Origin of the sequence: Kribbella ginsengisoli (genome assembly GCF_039537185.1) — a bacterium.
GTDB classification, from domain to species: domain Bacteria; phylum Actinomycetota; class Actinomycetes; order Propionibacteriales; family Kribbellaceae; genus Kribbella; species Kribbella koreensis.
The window spans coordinates 436084-452042 of record NZ_BAABAA010000006.1; the positions used below are offsets into that span (position 1 = coordinate 436084).

The window sequence follows — 15959 nt, forward strand, 5'->3', positions numbered from 1 at the left end:
CCCTCCTCGTAAGTGTTGTGTAACTCCAGCGTACGAGGTACCCGACCGTAAACCTACGGAGAGTCAGCGCGGGGCGAGTGTGACGTCACCGCTGGTCGTGCTGGCGTCGATGGTGTGGCCGCCGGCCGGGTCGTTGCCGAGCGTGTTGTCGACCTCGCCGCTGTGCGTCTTGGTCTGCACCTTGTAGCCGCCGGCCGGCGCGGTCACCTCGACGTCGCTGCTGGTGCCCTTGGCCCGTACGTCGGTCGCCTCGTCCAGGTCGAGCCGGATGTCGCCCGACGTGGTCTCGACGTTCACCGGCCCACCCTTGAGGTGCTTGGCCTCGATGTCGCCGGAGTTCGCCGTGACCTCCAGCTTGCCGGCCAGGCCCTCGATCTCGACGTCCCCCGACGTCAGATCGAGCTTCACGTCACCGGTCACATCAGTCAGCGAGACCTTGCCCGACCGCGAGCTCGTGTCGACGCCGCCGGCGCCGCTGATCGACAGATCACCACTGCCGTTGGAGCCGGTCACCTTCGTCCCCCGCGGCACGGTGACGACGAAGTCGGCCCGGCACTGCCAGCCGCAGTCGCCGTTGAGCTTCAGCGTCTCCCCGTCGACCTCGAACGCGTCGCCGTGCTTGATCAGCCAGTACGACCGCTTCTCCTGGACCGTCGTCTTGTCCACGTCGGCGACCTTGATGGTGACGTCGGCGTTCGGCGAGTCCAGCCGGACGACGGAGATCTTGTCGGTCACCTCGTGCGTGGTGTTCGAGTCCTTGTCGCCGAACGTCCACACCGCCATCCCAGCCCCCGCTACCAACAGCAGCGCGCCTACCTGCCCGACCGTAGCCATTGCCATCCACCTCTGCTCGTCCCCACCTGGTGGCTCGACAGTAGGCCGGTACGGCGAGCCGCCGGATCAGGCAGAACCCCCAGACCAGCCCTGACGCCGAGCTCAGGGACGGCCCCCTCAGGGCCGGTACTCACCCCGGCTCACCGCGGCCGGGAGGTCCTCCGACAGCGCGCCGAAGAAGGTCCGTGCCCACAGGTCGTCGCCGTGCCAGTACGGTCCGTCGTCCCCCGGCAACGAGGCCGGCGCCTTGCCGCTCTTCAACGCCCGCCGGCAGTCCGCGCACAACGGCAGCGCCAGCGTCGCGCCATCCGAGTCCACCTGCGTCGGTCGCCCGGATGCCCTGCCATGCAAGGGATTGAAGGCACACAGCGGCTGTACTACGGCAGGCTTGCGCCCAGCCGCAAGAGCCTTCGCCACGTCATACTCGCGTCGCCCCTGATCCAGCAGCACCATCGCGCCGACCACATCGACCAGGTCGCGCGAGGCGTCGAGCACTCGCCCGGCCGCGTCGTGGCAGTCCAGGGCGACCTGCTGATGCCGCAACCCCGCACCCTCCACCGTCGGCAAGGCGGCGAGGTCCGACCCGAGCTTGGTGAGCTCCGCCGTCGTCTCGGCGGTCAACCGCCGCCGGCGCTCTGCGGCCACGGTCGCGGCGACGTGTGGTGGAATGCTGAACGCCTTCTCCTTGCGAGGAGCCAGCGCCTTCGCCGGAGCGGGACCGCCGCGGCGCCGGAGTCCGATGAAGAGTCCGAGGGCGATCATGAGCACGACTACGCCCGCGATGATGCCCAGGGCAATCGTCCCGCCCTTGCCGTCATCGTCGTCATCAGCAGGAGCCGCGCTGCCGCCGGACGTCGTCCGCGTCGGCTGAGGCAGCGCAGGACCGGCCAGCAACTCGTAGAAGCGAGTCAGTACCTCGGTAGGCCCGGCGTCATAGCCCGTGTCGTCGAGCGCACGCTGGCGGGCCGGGTTGAGCTTGTCCTCATCGAGTTGCGGGAGGTCCTTCGGCTCGTACCAGGGAAAGCGCCCGCCACCATCGACCACGACGTACAGGCCTGGTTTGCGCAGCGCGTCGGCGACGAGCGTGATGACGTTCGACTCCTTGCCCTGGAACGCATCACTCGGGGTCAACGGCAGGATGATCGTGTAGACCGGATAACCGAGCGCCTTGGCCTTCGCCCGTACTCCGGTCCGCATGGCCTCCGGCAGCGCCGGGGCGTAGACCGGGTCGATGTAGAGCGGGTCCCTGGTCAGCGCTGTCGCGATCTCCTTCGCCCGCTCGGCCGGTGTCTGGCTGACCGCCGCTGTGGCCGGCAACGGCGCCGCTGCCAGCAGTAGGACGAGCAGAACCACAAGGCGCTTCACAGCCGACCTCCACGTCGATGGGCGACCAGCGCCGCCAGTCCTAGTACGGGCAGGGCGAGGAGCGCCCCGCCCAGTAGCCCGAGCGTCAAGCCGCCCAGACTGTTACCGATCGCCGACTTCACGGTGAAGCGGTCCTCGCTGTAGCTCCGCTTCGGCTCGACGGGCAATGCGGCGGTTCTGGCCGGGTCCTTGTCGTACCGGTCGTTGAACCGGACCGAGTCCAGGTAGTCGCCGACCTGCCCGGCAACACTCTCGTCCTTGGTCGCGTACGTCGTCCCGTAGGTACTCGCCGCGACCAGGTGAGCCGCGCCGACCACCGTGTAGCCGTCCACGACCAGGTAGAGCCCTGGCTTCCCGTTGCTCACCGCGAGCCAGCCTGCGAGCCGTACGGTGTCGCCCTTCTCCTGGAACCAGGTCCCGGTCGGCAGTAGAGCGACATACACCGGCACCTGCGCGGAGGAGACCCGTTCGACGACCCCTGTGGTGTCCACCGAGCTGTAGAGCGGATCGACGTACAAAGGCGTGCTCTTCCAGGCAGCGACTGCTGCAGTGACTCTCGGGTCGGTAGGGAGCTCGGCAGCGGCCGCAGGCAGCGCGAACAGGTACAGGCAGGCCAGTACCAACAGCCCGAGGCGCTTCACTTGTCGCCCCGGCTGACGCGCTCGGTGAGGTCGTCCTCGAGGGCACCGAAGCCGGTGGCCACCAGTGGTTGCTCCTTCGGGTTCAGGGTCCAGTAGGGCACGGCCTTGTGGTCCAGCCGGAGCAGACCGGACTTCTTCCACACCAGGAACCCCCGCGGAGTCTCGCCACGCTCCAGTACCTTCGCGCAGCTAGTGCAGGCCGGTACTTCGGTTTCGTCGGACCAGGCCGCTTGGACGGTTCCCGGCTCGTGCAGTGGGTTGAAGAAGCACGGTGGGCGGACTCCGGCGCCACTTGCCGCTTCGTGCGCCTGCCGGGCCAGTACGAAGGCTCCGGCGGGCGCGGTGAGGTCGTCGGACTCGTCAGCACGCAACGTACGGGCTGCGGCCAGCCGTGCCTTGGCGTCGTCGCGCCGGTCCAGGACCTCGGAGGAGACGTCGGTCCGGGAGATCTGCGTTTCGAGGCGCTTGAGGGTCTTGCCCGCCTTGACGATCCAGCGGTCGGCCTTGCCGCGGACGGACCAGATGTTGACCGGACCGGTGAGGCCGCTCTGGGTGCCACGCTTCCGCGGCGCCGACCGCCGGTCGCGGCGCCGCAGGGTCAGCACGATGACGAGGACGAAGCCGAGTACGCCACCGACGCCCATCCCGATGAACGCGGCGCGATCACCCTTGTCCGTCGCGGAGAGCCCGTCGTCGTACCGGCGCTCAGGCGTCAGGTCCCCGGCCGGTACTGCGGGCAGCGCTCGGCCGTCGTACGCCGTGGCGGCCTGCTGGATCGTCCGGACGATGCGCGGAGCGGGCCGGTCGGTGACGATCTTGTTGTCCTGCTGGTCATCGAGCTGTACGCGGGTGAGGTCGCGCCCCTTGAGGCCACCTGGCCGGATCAGTGTCTCGGTGCCGGCCCAGTAGTCGTCCGAGACGGTCCAGACCAGGTAGAGGCCGGGCTGCCCGACGCGTGCCTGCAGCAGGGTGGGCAGGTCGAGGTCGCGCGTGGCCGGCGTACGGGGCAGCAGCGCGACATAGACGGGGAAGGAGACCGTGCCGGCGGTCGCGCGGATCCGGTCCAGCTCGGACTTCGGGAAGGCGGGCCGCAAGGCGTCGTACACGAAGATGCGGTCGGCCTTCCAGCCGGCGGCGATCTGGTCGGGGAGCTCGGGGGCGGCTGCGGCCGCTGGGGACGGGGCGAGGAACGCGAGGACGGCAAGAAGCACGCCGAGGCGGGGGATTCGGGCGGACATCGCGCTCAGCCTACGACGGGTCGAGTGGTCCACCTCTGCACTGACGCGGCCGTGGGCATACCGGTTCCGGAATAGCCGCAGCCCTGGCTCGGACAGGGGAGACCGGGCCAGGGTTGCGGTACCGCAGGGCGAAACTCTTCCGTGGATCGAAAGCCCTGGGCAGGGCAGATCACCGGGCAGCGAGGGGCAGAAGGGCGACCCGCCGGACGGGAGGGGGTTACCGTCCGGGGGGTCGCCCTTCGGATCAGAAGGCCGACTCGGGCAGGTCCATCACGTCGAGGTCGGTCAGTTCGGCCTTGATCCGCTCGGCGCGGACGGTCGGCATCGTGGAGCGGACGAACCACTGCGCGGCGGCCAGCTTGCCGGTGTAGAAGTCCTGGTCGGCCGGGGACAGTTCGCCGCCGAGCTTGTCCAGCGCGACCTCGGCCTGCCGCAGCATCAGCCAGGAGCAGACGACGTCACCGAGCACGTAGAGCAGCCGCGAGGTGTTCAGGCCGACCTTGTAGATGTTGCGCGGGTCGCCGTTCTCGGCCTGCGGGTTGCTCGACATCAGCGCCTGGCCCATCACGCCGAGGATCTTCTGGGTGTCCTCGAGGCCCTTGGCGAGCAGTCCGCGCTCTTCCTTCAGCCGGCCGTTGCCCGCCTCGGAGGCGACGAACGCCTGGATCTGCTCGGACAGGTGGCCGAGTGCCTGGCCCTGGTCCTTGATGATCTTGCGGAAGAACAGGTCCTGGCCCTGGATCGCGGTGGTGCCCTCGTACAGGGTGTCGATCTTGGCGTCGCGGACGTACTGCTCGATCGGGTAGTCCTGCAGGAAGCCGGAGCCACCGAAGGTCTGCAGGGACTCGGTGCCGAGCAGCGTCCACGACTTCTCCGAGCCGTAGCCCTTGACCAGCGGCAGCAGCAGGTCGTTGACCCGCTCGGCCTCGAGGTCGTGCTCACCGGCGTACCGGGCCTTCTCCGCGCGGTCCTGGTAGGTGGCGGTGAAGAGCACCAGTGCGCGCAGGGCCTCGGAGTACGCCTTCTGGGTGAGCAGTGAGCGCCGTACGTCGGGGTGGTGCGTGATCGTCACGCGGGGCGCGTCCTTGGCCGGGTTGGTCAGGTCTGCGCCCTGCACCCGGGCCTTGGCGTACTCGAGTGCGTTCAGGTAGCCCGTCGAGAGGGTGGCGATCGCCTTCGTGCCGACCATCATCCGGGCGTACTCGATCACCTGGAACATCTGTGCGATGCCGTCGTGCACCTCGCCGAGCAGGTAGCCCTTCGCCGGGGTGTTCTCGCCGAAGGTGATCTCGCAGGTGGTGGAGACCTTGATGCCCATCTTCTTCTCGACGTTCGTGACGAAGGCGCCGTTGCGCTCACCGGTCAGCTCGCCGGTCTCCAGGTCGAAGTCGTACTTCGGCACGATGAAGAGGCTGAGCCCCTTGGTGCCCGGGCCGCCAACTCCCTCGATGCCCTGCGGCCGCGCGAGCACCAGGTGCACGATGTTCTCGGTCATGTCGTGCTCGCCCGAGGTGATGAAGCGCTTGACGCCCTCGATGTGCCAGCTGCCGTCGTCCTGCAGGGTGGCCTTGGTACGACCCGCGCCGACGTCGGAGCCGGCGTCCGGCTCGGTCAGCACCATGGTCGCGCCCCAGCCGCGGTCGATCATGATCTGGGCGATCTTCTTGTCCCGCTCGGTGCCGTTGCGCCACAGCACGTGGGCGAAGTTCGGTCCGGCGGCGTAGATGTGCACGGCCGGGTTGGCGCCCAGCACCATCTCGGCGGCGGCCCAGCGCAGCGAGGGCGGCGTCGGCTGGCCACCGAGCTCCGGCGGCAGCTCGAGCTTCCACCACTCGGCGTCCATGTAGGCGTGGTAGCTCTTCTTGAACGACTCCGGCATCCGCACCTCGTGGGTGGCCGGGTCGAAGACCGGCGGATTGCGGTCGGCGTCCTCGAAGGACCCGGCCAGCTCGTTCTTGGCGAGCCGGTCGATCTCCGACAGCACCTCCCGGGCGGTGTCGACGTCCATCTCGGCGTACGGGCCCTGACCGAGCACCTCACCGCGCCCGAGCACCTCGAGCAGATTGAACTCGATGTCCCGCAGATTCGACTTGTAGTGGCTCACAGGGGTTCCCCTACCTCTAGCTAATACTCACGAGTAACTTGAGTATATACCGGCCAGTAACGAACGCAAAGCAGATTGACTGTGAGCCATGCCGACGACGCTGATCTACGAGACGCACGCCACGACGCTGGACAACGAGCAGGGCATCGCCACTGGCTGGTTGCCGGGGGAACTGTCAGCAGCCGGCCGCCAGGAGGCGGTCGAGCTGGGCATGCGGCGGCAAGGGGTCGACGTGGTCTTCAGCTCCGACCTGCGTCGCGCTGTGCAGACGGTGGAGCTGGCCGGGCTCGAGGCGCCGCACTTCGTCGACTGGAGGTTGCGGGAGTGCAACTATGGCGAGCTCAACGGGCGGCCGCGGCCGGAGCTGGAGCCAAGGCGGGACCGGGTGGATACGCCGTTCCCTGGTGGGCAGAGCTATCGAGAGGTCGTTGAGTCCACCAGGTCGTTCCTGACCGACATCAGGCGCCTGTACGACGGGGCCCAGGTGCTGCTGGTCGCGCACTCGGCCAACAGGTGGGCGTTGCAGCACCTGTTGGCCGAGGAGTCGCTGGAGGAGTTGGTGGCCGCGCCGTTCGACTGGCAGCCGGGGTGGATCTACGGGGTATAGACGGTGTTGCTGCCGTAGAGCTTCTGGGTGATGGCGGACAGGTAGGTGGCGGTGTTGGACTCGGTGAGGTTGTACGTCAGGAAGACGCCGTAGCCCTCGGAGACCGTGCGCTGGGCCAGGCTGACGGCGGTGGTCTGGCTGGTGGCCGTGTAGGAGATGGCTGCGGGGGAGAGCTTGGACTTGGAGCTCGGACCGCTCGGGACGCCCCAGGTGCCGTAGTACGGGTTCCAGGCGTAGTTGAAGGTCTCCCGGATGCTCTGGTCGCCGCTCACCAGCCGGTCGGAGGCCGGGCCGATATCGTACAGGGTGATGAGCTTGTTCGGCAGCTTGGCGCGCAGTGCCTGGACGAGCCAGATGAACGAGTTCGCGTTCGGCTGGCCGGTGCCGTTGTTGCCGTACTCGACGTACTCGTCGTCGAAGTCGATCCCGTCCAGGCCGTAGCGGTTGACCGCGTCGGCCAGCTCCTGCGCGAACGCCTCGGCGGCCGCCTTGGTCGGGAAGTTCGCGAACCCGGCGCCCTGGTGGTTGCCGAGGATCGAGAGCAGGACCTTGATGCCCTTCTGCTGCAGCGGGCGGACCTGGGTGGCGACGTTGTTCAGCACGTTCGTCACCTGCGGGTTGAAGAACAGGTACGCCTTCTTGGTGGTCGTGTTGTAGTTGATGTTCGCCGCGAAGATCACCGCGACGTCGATCACCTGCGCACCGCCGTTCGCCAGCTTGTACTTGCCGGCGCTCAGCATGCTGTGGTCGTTCACTTCGATGTAAGCGACCGTGACCGGGCCGGTCTTGGCCGCGGCCCGGCACTCACCGGCCGCGGCGGCCTCGGCGGGCAGTGCCGCGCCGGTCGCGACGACGGCGGACGTCGCCGCGAGACCGGACAAGAGGGTTCGTCTACTGATGTTCGCTGGACTCATCGATCAGCTCCTGGTGGAGGGCGGGCGGGTGATCGCTAAACCGGTATAGCGGATCGATCCTCAACCGGAGCGGACGTTGTGTCAAGGCGTTGCTGCGGACAGTGACTGGCTGTCAGCGCAGCCAGACGACATGCGTGCCGGTACCGAGGGTGACCCGCACCGAGGGCTTCGAGCCGGCCGGGACGAGTAGTGCGTTCTTGCGGGGCGCACTCCACGTGCCCGTGCCGAAGCGGTAGGACAGGCCGGCGTCCTTGGCCGCGACGGCCCAGCCCTGGTCGCCCGGCAGCTTGATCTTGACCGGCAGCGGCGCCTTCGGGTCCGGTACGCCGCCCTGCACGATGGTCGCCTGCTTGCCCTTCGGGATGACCACCGCGTAGACGTGGGTCGGATCGGGATCGAGCTGGAGCTCGCTCAGCAGCACCGTCGAGCCGTTCGGGGTGAGGCCGTAGCCGACCCAGGCCGGAAGGTAGGTGCCCTGGGTGCCCGGATCGCTCCCACCCACGAGGGCCAGGACGAAGTTGTCGTTCGCACTCGCGGCCAGGGCGTCGGCGCCGTCCGTCATCGGCCAGGCGACCTCCTTGACCGAACCATCGGCCTGCTTGTCCCCGGTCCAGAGCCGCTTGTCGAAGTCCTCGGTGCTCGTTGCCGGCGGGAGGCCGTTGACGACCTGGTAGTTCACTTTGTCGTCCGGCGGCATCAGGCTGACCTGGAGGGCGTACGGGTCGGTACCGAGCGGGACCTTCACCACGCTGACGCCGTCCGCGAACCTCAGTGGCGCAAACTTCTGGATGCTGCCGCCGACCTTGGTGTACTCGCGTTTGTAGGCCCAGCCCATGTCCTTGCCCAGGTCGATCACCACCATCGCCTGCTGCTGCTTGGACGGGCCGGTCACGAACGCCGCGTCGAGCGAGGGGCCGGGAGTGGGGTAGCTGCCGGTGATGTAGACGGTCTTCCCGGCGGCGTCCGTACCGACGTACCCGACCAGCGTGTGGATGCCTTCCCGGTCGATCTGCATGTTGCCGTGCTCGTGCAGGAAGGAGTTCTGGACGATGATCGCTGCCTTGCCGGCCGGTGTGTTGCCGGCCCAGTAGACCTTCGACTCGCCGCGCAGGTCGTCGTAGATGCCGCGTTCCTTCTCGTAGGTCTTCATCCGGCCCTGCTCCCAGGCGGCGACCGCCTCGGCGAGGAAGGTCTTGTCGCCGGCCAGGTCGCCGCGGGTCTTGCCCTTCATCATGAAGCCGTACGGGTCGCCGCTGCCGATTCCGCCGGAGTCGCTGATGTTCGGGTGGGCGGGGGCCGGCGTCGGGAGGTACTGGATCACGGTGCTCGCGCCGGCGATGGCGACCAGGGTCAACCCGGCCACGATCACAGCGGTCAGCCGGCGACGGTGCAGCCGGGAGGTGCCGCCCTTGCGGACCCGATGGACGAGGTCGGAGGGGGCGTCGATGTGGTCGACCGCCGCGGTCAGCCGGTGCTTGAGTTCGGTGTCGGTCATCGCAGTCCTTCCAGAATCGCCGGCCCGGTGATGAGGCGGAGTTTGTCGAGGGCTCTCGAGGCCTGGCTCTTGACCGTGCCGACCGAGCAGCCGAGCGCCTCGGCGGTCTGGGCCTCGGTGAGGTCCTCGTAGTACCGGAGCACGATCACGGCTCGCATCCGGGGCGGCAGCTCCTGCAGCGCCGTCACCAGCTGGTCGCGAGCGACGATGTCGTCGGCACGGTCAGGGCTCGGTTGATCGGTGTGTTCGGCGACCAGTGACTCGGGCCGGCGGCCCTTGCGTCGCCAGCGGTTCGCGACCAGGTTGGTCAGGGTCTTGCGGGCGTACGGCTCCGCGGCGGTATGGATCCAGCGCCAGCGCACGTAGACGCGCTCGTAGACCTCCTGGACGAGGTCCTCCGCGGCCGGACGGTCGCCGGTGAGCAGTACTGCGGTGCGCAGCAACCTCGTCGAGGTCCCCCGCACGAAGTCGTCGAAGTCGTCGCCCCGGGTGACCATTCGACCCCCTTCTGTTCTGGTTACCGGTAATGACACCGGCCCGATGGGGAAGGTTGCTTGGAGACGGCTACCGAAGGAGAGCGATGAGTACTGCAGCTGGTACGAGTATCGACACCCGCCGGGCCAGGCGGTCGCTGGTCGCGGGCACGGTCGGGAACTTCGTCGAGTGGTACGAGTTCGGCGCGTACGGGTTCTTCGCGACGGTGATCGCGGCGAACTTCTTCAGCAGTACCTCGACCAGCGATGCCGAGAGCCTGATCAAGACGTATGCCTCGTTCGCGCTGGCGTTCTTCTTCCGGCCGATCGGGGCCGCCGTTTTCGGGCGGGTCGGTGACCGGATCGGGCGGCGGCCGACGCTGATCCTGGTGCTGCTGCTGATGACCGGATCGACCACGCTGATCGGCGTGCTGCCGACGTACGCGACTGTCGGGGCGGCGGCGCCGTGGCTGCTGACGCTGGTGCGGGCGCTGCAGGGGTTGTCGGCGGGTGGTGAGTTCGGCGGAGCGGTGTCGATCATGACCGAGTTCGCGCCCCGGACCAAGCGCGGCCTGTACGGCGCGTGGCAGTCGCTGACCGTCGCGCTCGGCCTGCTCGTCGGGGCCGGGCTTGCGGCGGTGCTGGCGACCGTACTGAGCAAGGAGGCGCTGAACGACTGGGGCTGGCGGGTGCCGTTCCTGCTCGCGCTGCCGCTCGGGCTGGTCGCGCTGTGGTTGCGGCTCCGGCTCGACGAGACGCCTAGCTTTGCGAAGGCCCAGGCTCGCGGGGATGCAGCGCCGCCCGCGGACCGGGTGGAGGTGGCGAAGGCGATCGCGCTCGGCATCGGGAGGCTGATGGGCTGGTCTGCGGCCGGGTACACGTTCCTGGTCGTCATGCCGTCCTACCTGCAGGCGACGTTGCATGCCAGCTTCCAGCAGGCGCTGGTCGCGACCGTGCTGGCCAATCTGGGGTTCGCGGTCTCGATCATGCCGGCGGGCTGGCTGAGTGACCGGATCGGGCGGCGGCCGGTGATGGTGACCGGCGCGGCGCTGGTCGTAGTACTGGCGTTGCCATTGATGAACCTGCTGCAGGATGTCGGGAGCTCGAATGCGGCCAAGGGGGCCGCGGTCTTCGCGGCGGGACTCGTCGTCGGGTTGATGGCTGGGCCGGGACCGGCCATGCTGGCAGAGATGTTCCCCACCAGAGCGCGGTACACCGGACTCGGACTCGCCTATTCGCTGTCGAACGCGGTCTTCTCAGGCTCGGCCGGCCTGATCATCACGGAGCTGATCAAGCGGACCAAGAACGTCGACATCCCGGCGTACTACGTGATCGCCACCTGCGCGGTCTCCGTGATCGCGTTGCTGACTCTCCGCGGTGACGACCACGAACGCGAGTTGCGCGACTGATGCGGGTCATCGGCCTGATGTCCGGCACCTCGTACGACGCGATCGACGCCGCGGCGGCCGATCTGCGGATCGAGGACGGGCAGCTCGTGCTCACCCCGCTGGGCCTGTTGAGCCAGCCATATCCTGCTGCCTTGCGAGCGTCGCTGGCCGAATCATTGCCGCCAGCAACTACAACGCTCGAACAGGTCTGCCGGTTTGACACCGGGATCGGGCAGGCGTTCGCTTCCGTTGCCGTGCAGGCGGTCGAGCAGCTGTGTGGTGGGCAGGCCGACCTGATCGTTTCGCACGGGCAGACTGCCTTCCACTGGGTCGACGAGGGTTCTGTGCGTGGCACGCTGCAACTCGGGCAGCCCGCTTGGATCGCCGAGGCGACCGGTACCGCCGTCGTATCCGACCTGCGGACCCGCGACGTCGCCGCTGGCGGGCAGGGCGCGCCGCTGGTCAGCATCGTCGACGTCCTGTGGCTGCGCGGCCGCCCCGGTACGCCGGTCGCGCTCAACCTCGGCGGGATCGCCAACATCACCGTCGTCCCGGCTGTGGATGACCCGATCGCCTTCGACACCGGCCCGGCCAACGCGCTGATCGATGCGGTCGTGCGGGAGGTCACCGCCGGGGAGTTCGCCTTCGACGCCGACGGGGTGATGGCCGGGCGGGGGCAGATCCACCCGGAGCTGTTCGACCGGCTGCTGGCCGAGCCGTACTACGCGCGTCCCGCGCCGAAGAGCACTGGCAAGGAGTTGTTCCACCTCGGCTACCTGGCCGAGGCGATGACCGGGCTTCCCCCGATCGAACCGGACGACCTGGTCGCCACGGTGACCGCATTGACGGCTCGGACGGTGGCGGACGCGGTACGCGCCTATGGCGGGACAGAGGTCATCGCGGCCGGGGGCGGGATCCGCAATCCGGTGCTGATGCATCTGCTGGCCGAGGAGCTTCGCGGGGTGCGGCTGCTGGCTACTGATGAGCTGGGGATGCCGTCGGCGGCCAAGGAGGCGTATGCGTTCGCAGTACTGGGCTTCCTAACGGTGAATGGGCTTGGTGGGACTGTGCCGAGCTGTACCGGGGCACGGCACACCAGCGTGCTTGGGTCGATTACGCCTGGGGCTGGGCCGCTGCCGGTGTCGCCGCGGCCGAAGTGGGCGCCAGTGGGGTTGCGCCTTGACCCGGGCGTCGTGTGACGATCCAGCGGTGATCAAGGCTCAGGAGATCGTCGTTGACGGGCGGCCGGCGCTGTTGACCGTGCCTACCGAGGTACCGGTCCGGTCCGGGGTTGTCGCGCTGCACGGGTCTAGTAGCTCGTCGTTCGAGCAGCCGATCTTCGAGCACCTGGCCTCGACGCTGGCGCCGCTGGGTGTTGCGGTACTGGCCTTCGAGCGGGCGCCGTGGCCGTATGACGACGTGGACATCCCGTTCGGCGTACAGGCCGAGGGTGCTGTTGCCGCGTATCAGGAGTTGAAGGCGCATTACGACGTACCGGTCGGGTTCTGGGGGGTCAGCCAGGGGACGTGGGTCGCGGCGCTGGCTGCCCAGCAGTTGCCGGACACGGCGTTTCTGCTGCTGCTCGGGTGCGCAGGCGTGAGTCCTGCCGAGCAGATGCGGCATGCAACCGAGCTGTCGGTCCGGCGGGCCGGGTATGGCGACGAGGCCGTTGCCGGGGCACTGGAGATCCGGGACGAGGTTGCTGAGCTACTGCGCGGCAAGGGGCGGGGTGAGGTCGCACGGGACTCGGCGGAGCGGGTGGCCGTGGATGAGCTGCTGCAGCGGCAGTCGGGTGAGCCGTGGTTCGACTTGGCCGGGATCCCGGTGGATCTGGGTGACGAGTTGCCGGTGTGGCATGAGATCGACTTCGCGTCCGAGCCGCTCTACGCGACAGTGAAGTGCCCAGTGCTGCTGATACACGGCGAGGACGAGGCCAACCTGCCGGTACCGGAGACGCTGGAGGTCTGGCGCCGGGCCGCGGCTGCATCGGGCAACACCCGAGTGGAGAGCGTGCGGATCCCAGGGGTCGGTCACTGGCCGGGTACGCCGGATCGCTCGGTGGAAGGGATCAGCGAGGACTACAGCGCGATCCTGCGCGACTGGTTCACTCGTTGACCCAGGCAAGGATCAGCTGCGCGGACTCCTCGGGCGTGCCGTCACCCGGTACCGACCGGGGAACCAGCTTGCGCAGCTCAGCGGCGTCCTCGAGCGCGTCGGCGATCTGCTCCTCCGGCCAGCCGCGCTCGGCCAGCCGCTTGCGGCGGATGGCGTCGGGGCAGTCGAGGTGCAGCCAGCGGCCCTCGGGCAGCTCGGTCGGGACTCCCGGGGTGAGCAGCAACACCGGCGTACCGGAGCGGCGGACCAGCTCGGTGATGCGCAGCCACAACGCGTTGTACGCGGGCCATTTCTGTTCGGCGGACTTGTCGGCGATGAGGATCCCGAGCACCCGGCCCTCGTGGTCGAGCAACTCGTCCATGTCCATCACGACGAGCTGCTTCGAGCGCAGCCGCAGCAGCTCCGGGACCACGGTCGACTTGCCCGCGCCAGGCGCGCCGGTCACCACGAACAACCTCGTCACGCCACCATTTTCACCTCCCTCGTCAAGCCTCGGCAGGTTGACCTTCAGGTTGGTCGAAGACCCAGGATCGGCGGCATGACAGACGAGCTGCTGACGATCAGCGCCTTCGCCCGCCAGGTCGGGCTGACCCCGAGCGCGCTGCGCTTCTACGACGACTGCGGGCTGCTCCGCCCGGCCTCCGTGGACGAGCAGAACGGGTACCGGTACTACGCCCCGTCACAGGAGCCACGGGCTGCTTTGCTCCGCGATCTGCGCGAGATCGACCTGCCTCTGGCGGAGGTACGGGTGGTGCTGGACGAGGGGGCGGCGGAAGGGGTGGCCGTCGTACAGGCGCATCTCAAGACGGTGGAGGGGAAGGCGGAGGCAGCTCGGCGGGCTACTGCGCGGATCCTCGCGTCGCTGCCGGCTGTGCCGTATGAGTGCGCGGTGACGTTGGGTGGGGCCGAGTTGGCTTCGGCGATCAGGCAGGTGGCTGCTGCGGCCTCAGAGTCGGATGAGATCCCTGCGCTCGCTTGTGTCTTCCTTGAGCTTGGTGAGGACGAGGTGGCGGTAGTGGCGACCGACCGCTACCGGTTGTCGGTTCGGAAGCTGCAGCCGCTCGGGTTCGCCGGGTACCCGCGCAACTTGCTGGTCCGGGCGTCCGAGCTGACTGCCCTGGCCAAGTGGGTCGGTGCTGCGGTCGAGGTACGGCTGGAGACGGGGCCGGGCGGTACCGCGCTTGTGGTCGACGGCGAGTCCCGGGTGGTACCGGTGGTGGACGAGGAGTTCCCGGCGTACCAGTCGATCCTCGACGGGCTCACTCCGCCCGCGTGCCGGGTGGTTGTGGACCGGCAGCAGTTCCTCGCGGTGCTGACCGGTGAGACGGTTGCCCTCGACATCGACTCGGGCAAGGTCACCGTGACGGCGGTAGAGCCGGTCGGCTATGCGCGCGGCGAGCTGCTCGGAGTACTGGAAGGCATTGGGTCGGGGGCTGTGCAGCTCGGCTTCTCCGCCTCGCTGCTGGCGGCCGCGCTGAGCGTCAGCGTTGGGCCGGACGTCCTGTTGGAGCTGTCTGCCGTGGACCGGCCGGTAGTAGTCCGCTCGGCCGACCAGGGGACGTTCACCACGCTGGTGATGCCGACCCGCCTCGACGGGTGACCCGGGCCTTCTACGGCTGGCTGGCAGGCGCAACACTCTCGACCTTCGGAGACGCGACGCTGTTCTTCGCCCTGGGCTGGGCAGCGTCGGCCTTCGGCCCGCACGTCACCGGGCTGGTCTTGACCGGCTTCACCCTGCCCAGAGCCGTACTACTCCTCGCCGGCGGCGTCCTAGGCGACCGCTGGGGCCCACGCCGCGTACTGCTCACCTGCTACTTCCTACTAGCCGCCCTGACTCTCCTACTCGCCGCAGCTTTCCACCTGACCGGTACTACGGCCACGCTGCTCCTACTGACAGCCGCCGTCATCGGCACAGTCGACGCCTTCGCCCTACCCGCAGCGGGCGCCTTCCCGCGCCTCTTCGCCGACGATGCAAAGTTGCCCAAGGCGATGGCCCTGCGCACCTCAACCCAACAGGTCGTCACCCTGGCCGCCGGCCCACTCGGCGGCGTCCTGGTCGCCGCTGCCGGCCTGGTCGGCGCCCTGGTGATCGACGGCCTGACCTTCCTGATGGCCTTCGCCTGCCTGCTGGCCATCAGGCCTCCACTGACGATCGACACGACTCCCGGCGAGTCAGTGATGAAGGATGCCCTCGACGGCATCCGCCTCGCCTGGTCCGAGCCGGTACTGCGGGCGCTGCTGCTGACCGTCGGCCTGACAGCCGCCTTCGTGCTGCCAGTGACGTCACTCTGCGTCCCGCTCCTCGCCCGCTCGCAGGGCTGGCCGGCGTCGCAGGCCGGGCTGATCGTCGGGGCGACAGTCGCCGGCAGCCTGCTCGTCACGCTGGTCGTCGCCCGGCTCGGTGGGTTCGCCTTGCCCGGTACTGCGGCAGCACTCGGATGCCTGGTGGCCGCGGGAGGCATCACCGGTCTAGCCCTGTCGTCAGTCGGCTACGCGGCGGTGCTGTCTGGGTTCGTCCAAGGGGTCGGGGTAGGCCTCTTCACGTCGCACCTCGCACCGCTGTTCGTCGCCAGTACGCCGCGCTCCCACCTCACCCGGTTGCAGTCGCTGCTCTCCCTGGCCCAGACCCTCCCACTGATCGCGTCCATGAACCTGCTGGGCGGCCTGGCGACCGCCGGTCCGCGTCTCGCAGTACTGACTTGCGCGGCCGGTACCACCGTCGCAGGCGCCACCCTGCTGAGCGTACGAAGCGTCCGTCGAGCAGTAGTAGGAGTACCTTGAGACA

Annotated in this window: 15 protein-coding genes; 6 read left to right on the top strand and 9 right to left on the bottom strand. The window is 68.6% G+C overall.

All coding sequences use genetic code 11. The annotated features are described in order from the left end of the window. Nucleotides 1-63 precede the first annotated feature (63 nt). From ABD768_RS23135 to ABD768_RS23155, 5 genes are all read right to left on the bottom strand, one after another. Nucleotides 64-834, bottom strand: a complete 771-nt coding sequence (locus tag ABD768_RS23135) for a DUF4097 family beta strand repeat-containing protein (protein ID WP_344843852.1) — start codon at nucleotides 832-834, stop codon at nucleotides 64-66. Nucleotides 835-951: 117 nt separating this feature from the next. Then, nucleotides 952-2199: a hypothetical protein gene (locus ABD768_RS23140; protein WP_344843855.1), complete on the bottom strand. Its 1248-nt coding sequence runs from the start codon at nucleotides 2197-2199 to the stop codon at nucleotides 952-954. Continuing rightward, nucleotides 2196-2840: a hypothetical protein gene (locus tag ABD768_RS23145; protein WP_344843858.1), complete on the bottom strand. Its 645-nt coding sequence runs from the start codon at nucleotides 2838-2840 to the stop codon at nucleotides 2196-2198. The genes ABD768_RS23140 and ABD768_RS23145 overlap by 4 nt, the downstream gene beginning before the upstream one ends. Then, on the bottom strand, nucleotides 2837-4078 hold the full coding sequence (locus tag ABD768_RS23150) for a hypothetical protein (protein ID WP_344843861.1): 1242 nt from the start codon (nucleotides 4076-4078) through the stop codon (nucleotides 2837-2839). Before ABD768_RS23150 ends, ABD768_RS23145 begins: the two co-directional genes overlap by 4 nt. 244 nt (nucleotides 4079-4322) lie before the next feature. After that, the gene (locus ABD768_RS23155; protein WP_344843864.1) at nucleotides 4323-6182 is read right to left on the bottom strand and encodes an acyl-CoA dehydrogenase; all 1860 of its coding nucleotides are present in this window, start codon (nucleotides 6180-6182) and stop codon (nucleotides 4323-4325) included. 88 nt (nucleotides 6183-6270) lie between these two features. Here ABD768_RS23155 and ABD768_RS23160 point away from each other — a divergent pair, with 88 nt between their 5' ends. Continuing rightward, nucleotides 6271-6789 (top strand): histidine phosphatase family protein, encoded by a 519-nt coding sequence (locus ABD768_RS23160; RefSeq protein ID WP_343981736.1) that lies wholly within the window; start codon nucleotides 6271-6273, stop codon nucleotides 6787-6789. Here ABD768_RS23160 and ABD768_RS23165 read toward each other — a convergent pair. From ABD768_RS23165 to ABD768_RS23175, 3 genes are all read right to left on the bottom strand, one after another. After that, entirely contained in the window at nucleotides 6777-7703 is a 927-nt protein-coding gene (locus ABD768_RS23165; RefSeq protein WP_344843867.1) for an endo-beta-N-acetylglucosaminidase H, read from the bottom strand. The two genes, ABD768_RS23160 and ABD768_RS23165, sit on opposite strands and share 13 nt — an antisense overlap. A gap of 112 nt (nucleotides 7704-7815) precedes the next feature. Beyond that, nucleotides 7816-9198 (bottom strand): hypothetical protein, encoded by a 1383-nt coding sequence (locus ABD768_RS23170; protein WP_344843870.1) that lies wholly within the window; start codon nucleotides 9196-9198, stop codon nucleotides 7816-7818. Beyond that, a complete protein-coding gene (locus ABD768_RS23175; RefSeq protein WP_344843873.1) occupies nucleotides 9195-9695 on the bottom strand; it encodes a SigE family RNA polymerase sigma factor in 501 nt (166 codons plus the stop codon). Before ABD768_RS23175 ends, ABD768_RS23170 begins: the two co-directional genes overlap by 4 nt. Nucleotides 9696-9778: 83 nt before the next feature. Here ABD768_RS23175 and ABD768_RS23180 point away from each other — a divergent pair, with 83 nt between their 5' ends. The 3 genes from ABD768_RS23180 to ABD768_RS23190 are packed head-to-tail and all read left to right on the top strand — an operon-like array spanning nucleotide 9779 to nucleotide 13174. Then, the gene (locus ABD768_RS23180) at nucleotides 9779-11080 is read left to right on the top strand and encodes an MFS transporter (RefSeq protein ID WP_344843876.1); all 1302 of its coding nucleotides are present in this window, start codon (nucleotides 9779-9781) and stop codon (nucleotides 11078-11080) included. Beyond that, a complete protein-coding gene (locus ABD768_RS23185) occupies nucleotides 11080-12258 on the top strand; it encodes an anhydro-N-acetylmuramic acid kinase (RefSeq protein WP_344843880.1) in 1179 nt (392 codons plus the stop codon). The genes ABD768_RS23180 and ABD768_RS23185 overlap by 1 nt, the downstream gene beginning before the upstream one ends. Nucleotides 12259-12268: 10 nt before the next feature. After that, the gene (locus ABD768_RS23190) at nucleotides 12269-13174 is read left to right on the top strand and encodes an alpha/beta hydrolase family protein (RefSeq protein WP_344843883.1); all 906 of its coding nucleotides are present in this window, start codon (nucleotides 12269-12271) and stop codon (nucleotides 13172-13174) included. On the opposite strand, the gene ABD768_RS23195 is transcribed toward ABD768_RS23190, so the two are convergent. After that, nucleotides 13164-13637, bottom strand: a complete 474-nt coding sequence (locus ABD768_RS23195; protein ID WP_344843886.1) for an AAA family ATPase — start codon at nucleotides 13635-13637, stop codon at nucleotides 13164-13166. The genes ABD768_RS23190 and ABD768_RS23195 overlap by 11 nt on opposite strands. Before the next feature lie 75 nt (nucleotides 13638-13712). Here ABD768_RS23195 and ABD768_RS23200 point away from each other — a divergent pair, with 75 nt between their 5' ends. Both ABD768_RS23200 and ABD768_RS23205 read left to right on the top strand, forming a co-directional pair. Beyond that, nucleotides 13713-14774, top strand: a complete 1062-nt coding sequence (locus tag ABD768_RS23200) for a DNA polymerase III subunit beta family protein (RefSeq protein WP_344843889.1) — start codon at nucleotides 13713-13715, stop codon at nucleotides 14772-14774. Further along, nucleotides 14771-15955: an MFS transporter gene (locus ABD768_RS23205; RefSeq protein WP_344843892.1), complete on the top strand. Its 1185-nt coding sequence runs from the start codon at nucleotides 14771-14773 to the stop codon at nucleotides 15953-15955. The genes ABD768_RS23200 and ABD768_RS23205 overlap by 4 nt, the downstream gene beginning before the upstream one ends. Nucleotides 15956-15959 lie beyond the last annotated feature (4 nt).

What these genes read in the sequence shown, in the direction of transcription:
- ABD768_RS23135 (WP_344843852.1), bottom strand. Translation starts at nt 834, where the DNA reads ATGGCTACGGTCGGGCAGGTAGGCGCGCTGCTGTTGGTAGCGGGGGCT.
- ABD768_RS23150 (WP_344843861.1), bottom strand. Translation starts at nt 4,078, where the DNA reads ATGTCCGCCCGAATCCCCCGCCTCGGCGTGCTTCTTGCCGTCCTCGCG.
- ABD768_RS23160 (WP_343981736.1), top strand. Translation starts at nt 6,271, where the DNA reads ATGCCGACGACGCTGATCTACGAGACGCACGCCACGACGCTGGACAAC.
- ABD768_RS23165 (WP_344843867.1), bottom strand. Translation starts at nt 7,703, where the DNA reads ATGAGTCCAGCGAACATCAGTAGACGAACCCTCTTGTCCGGTCTCGCG.
- ABD768_RS23170 (WP_344843870.1), bottom strand. Translation starts at nt 9,198, where the DNA reads ATGACCGACACCGAACTCAAGCACCGGCTGACCGCGGCGGTCGACCAC.
- ABD768_RS23175 (WP_344843873.1), bottom strand. Translation starts at nt 9,695, where the DNA reads ATGGTCACCCGGGGCGACGACTTCGACGACTTCGTGCGGGGGACCTCG.
- ABD768_RS23180 (WP_344843876.1), top strand. Translation starts at nt 9,779, where the DNA reads ATGAGTACTGCAGCTGGTACGAGTATCGACACCCGCCGGGCCAGGCGG.
- ABD768_RS23185 (WP_344843880.1), top strand. Translation starts at nt 11,080, where the DNA reads ATGCGGGTCATCGGCCTGATGTCCGGCACCTCGTACGACGCGATCGAC.
- ABD768_RS23200 (WP_344843889.1), top strand. Translation starts at nt 13,713, where the DNA reads ATGACAGACGAGCTGCTGACGATCAGCGCCTTCGCCCGCCAGGTCGGG.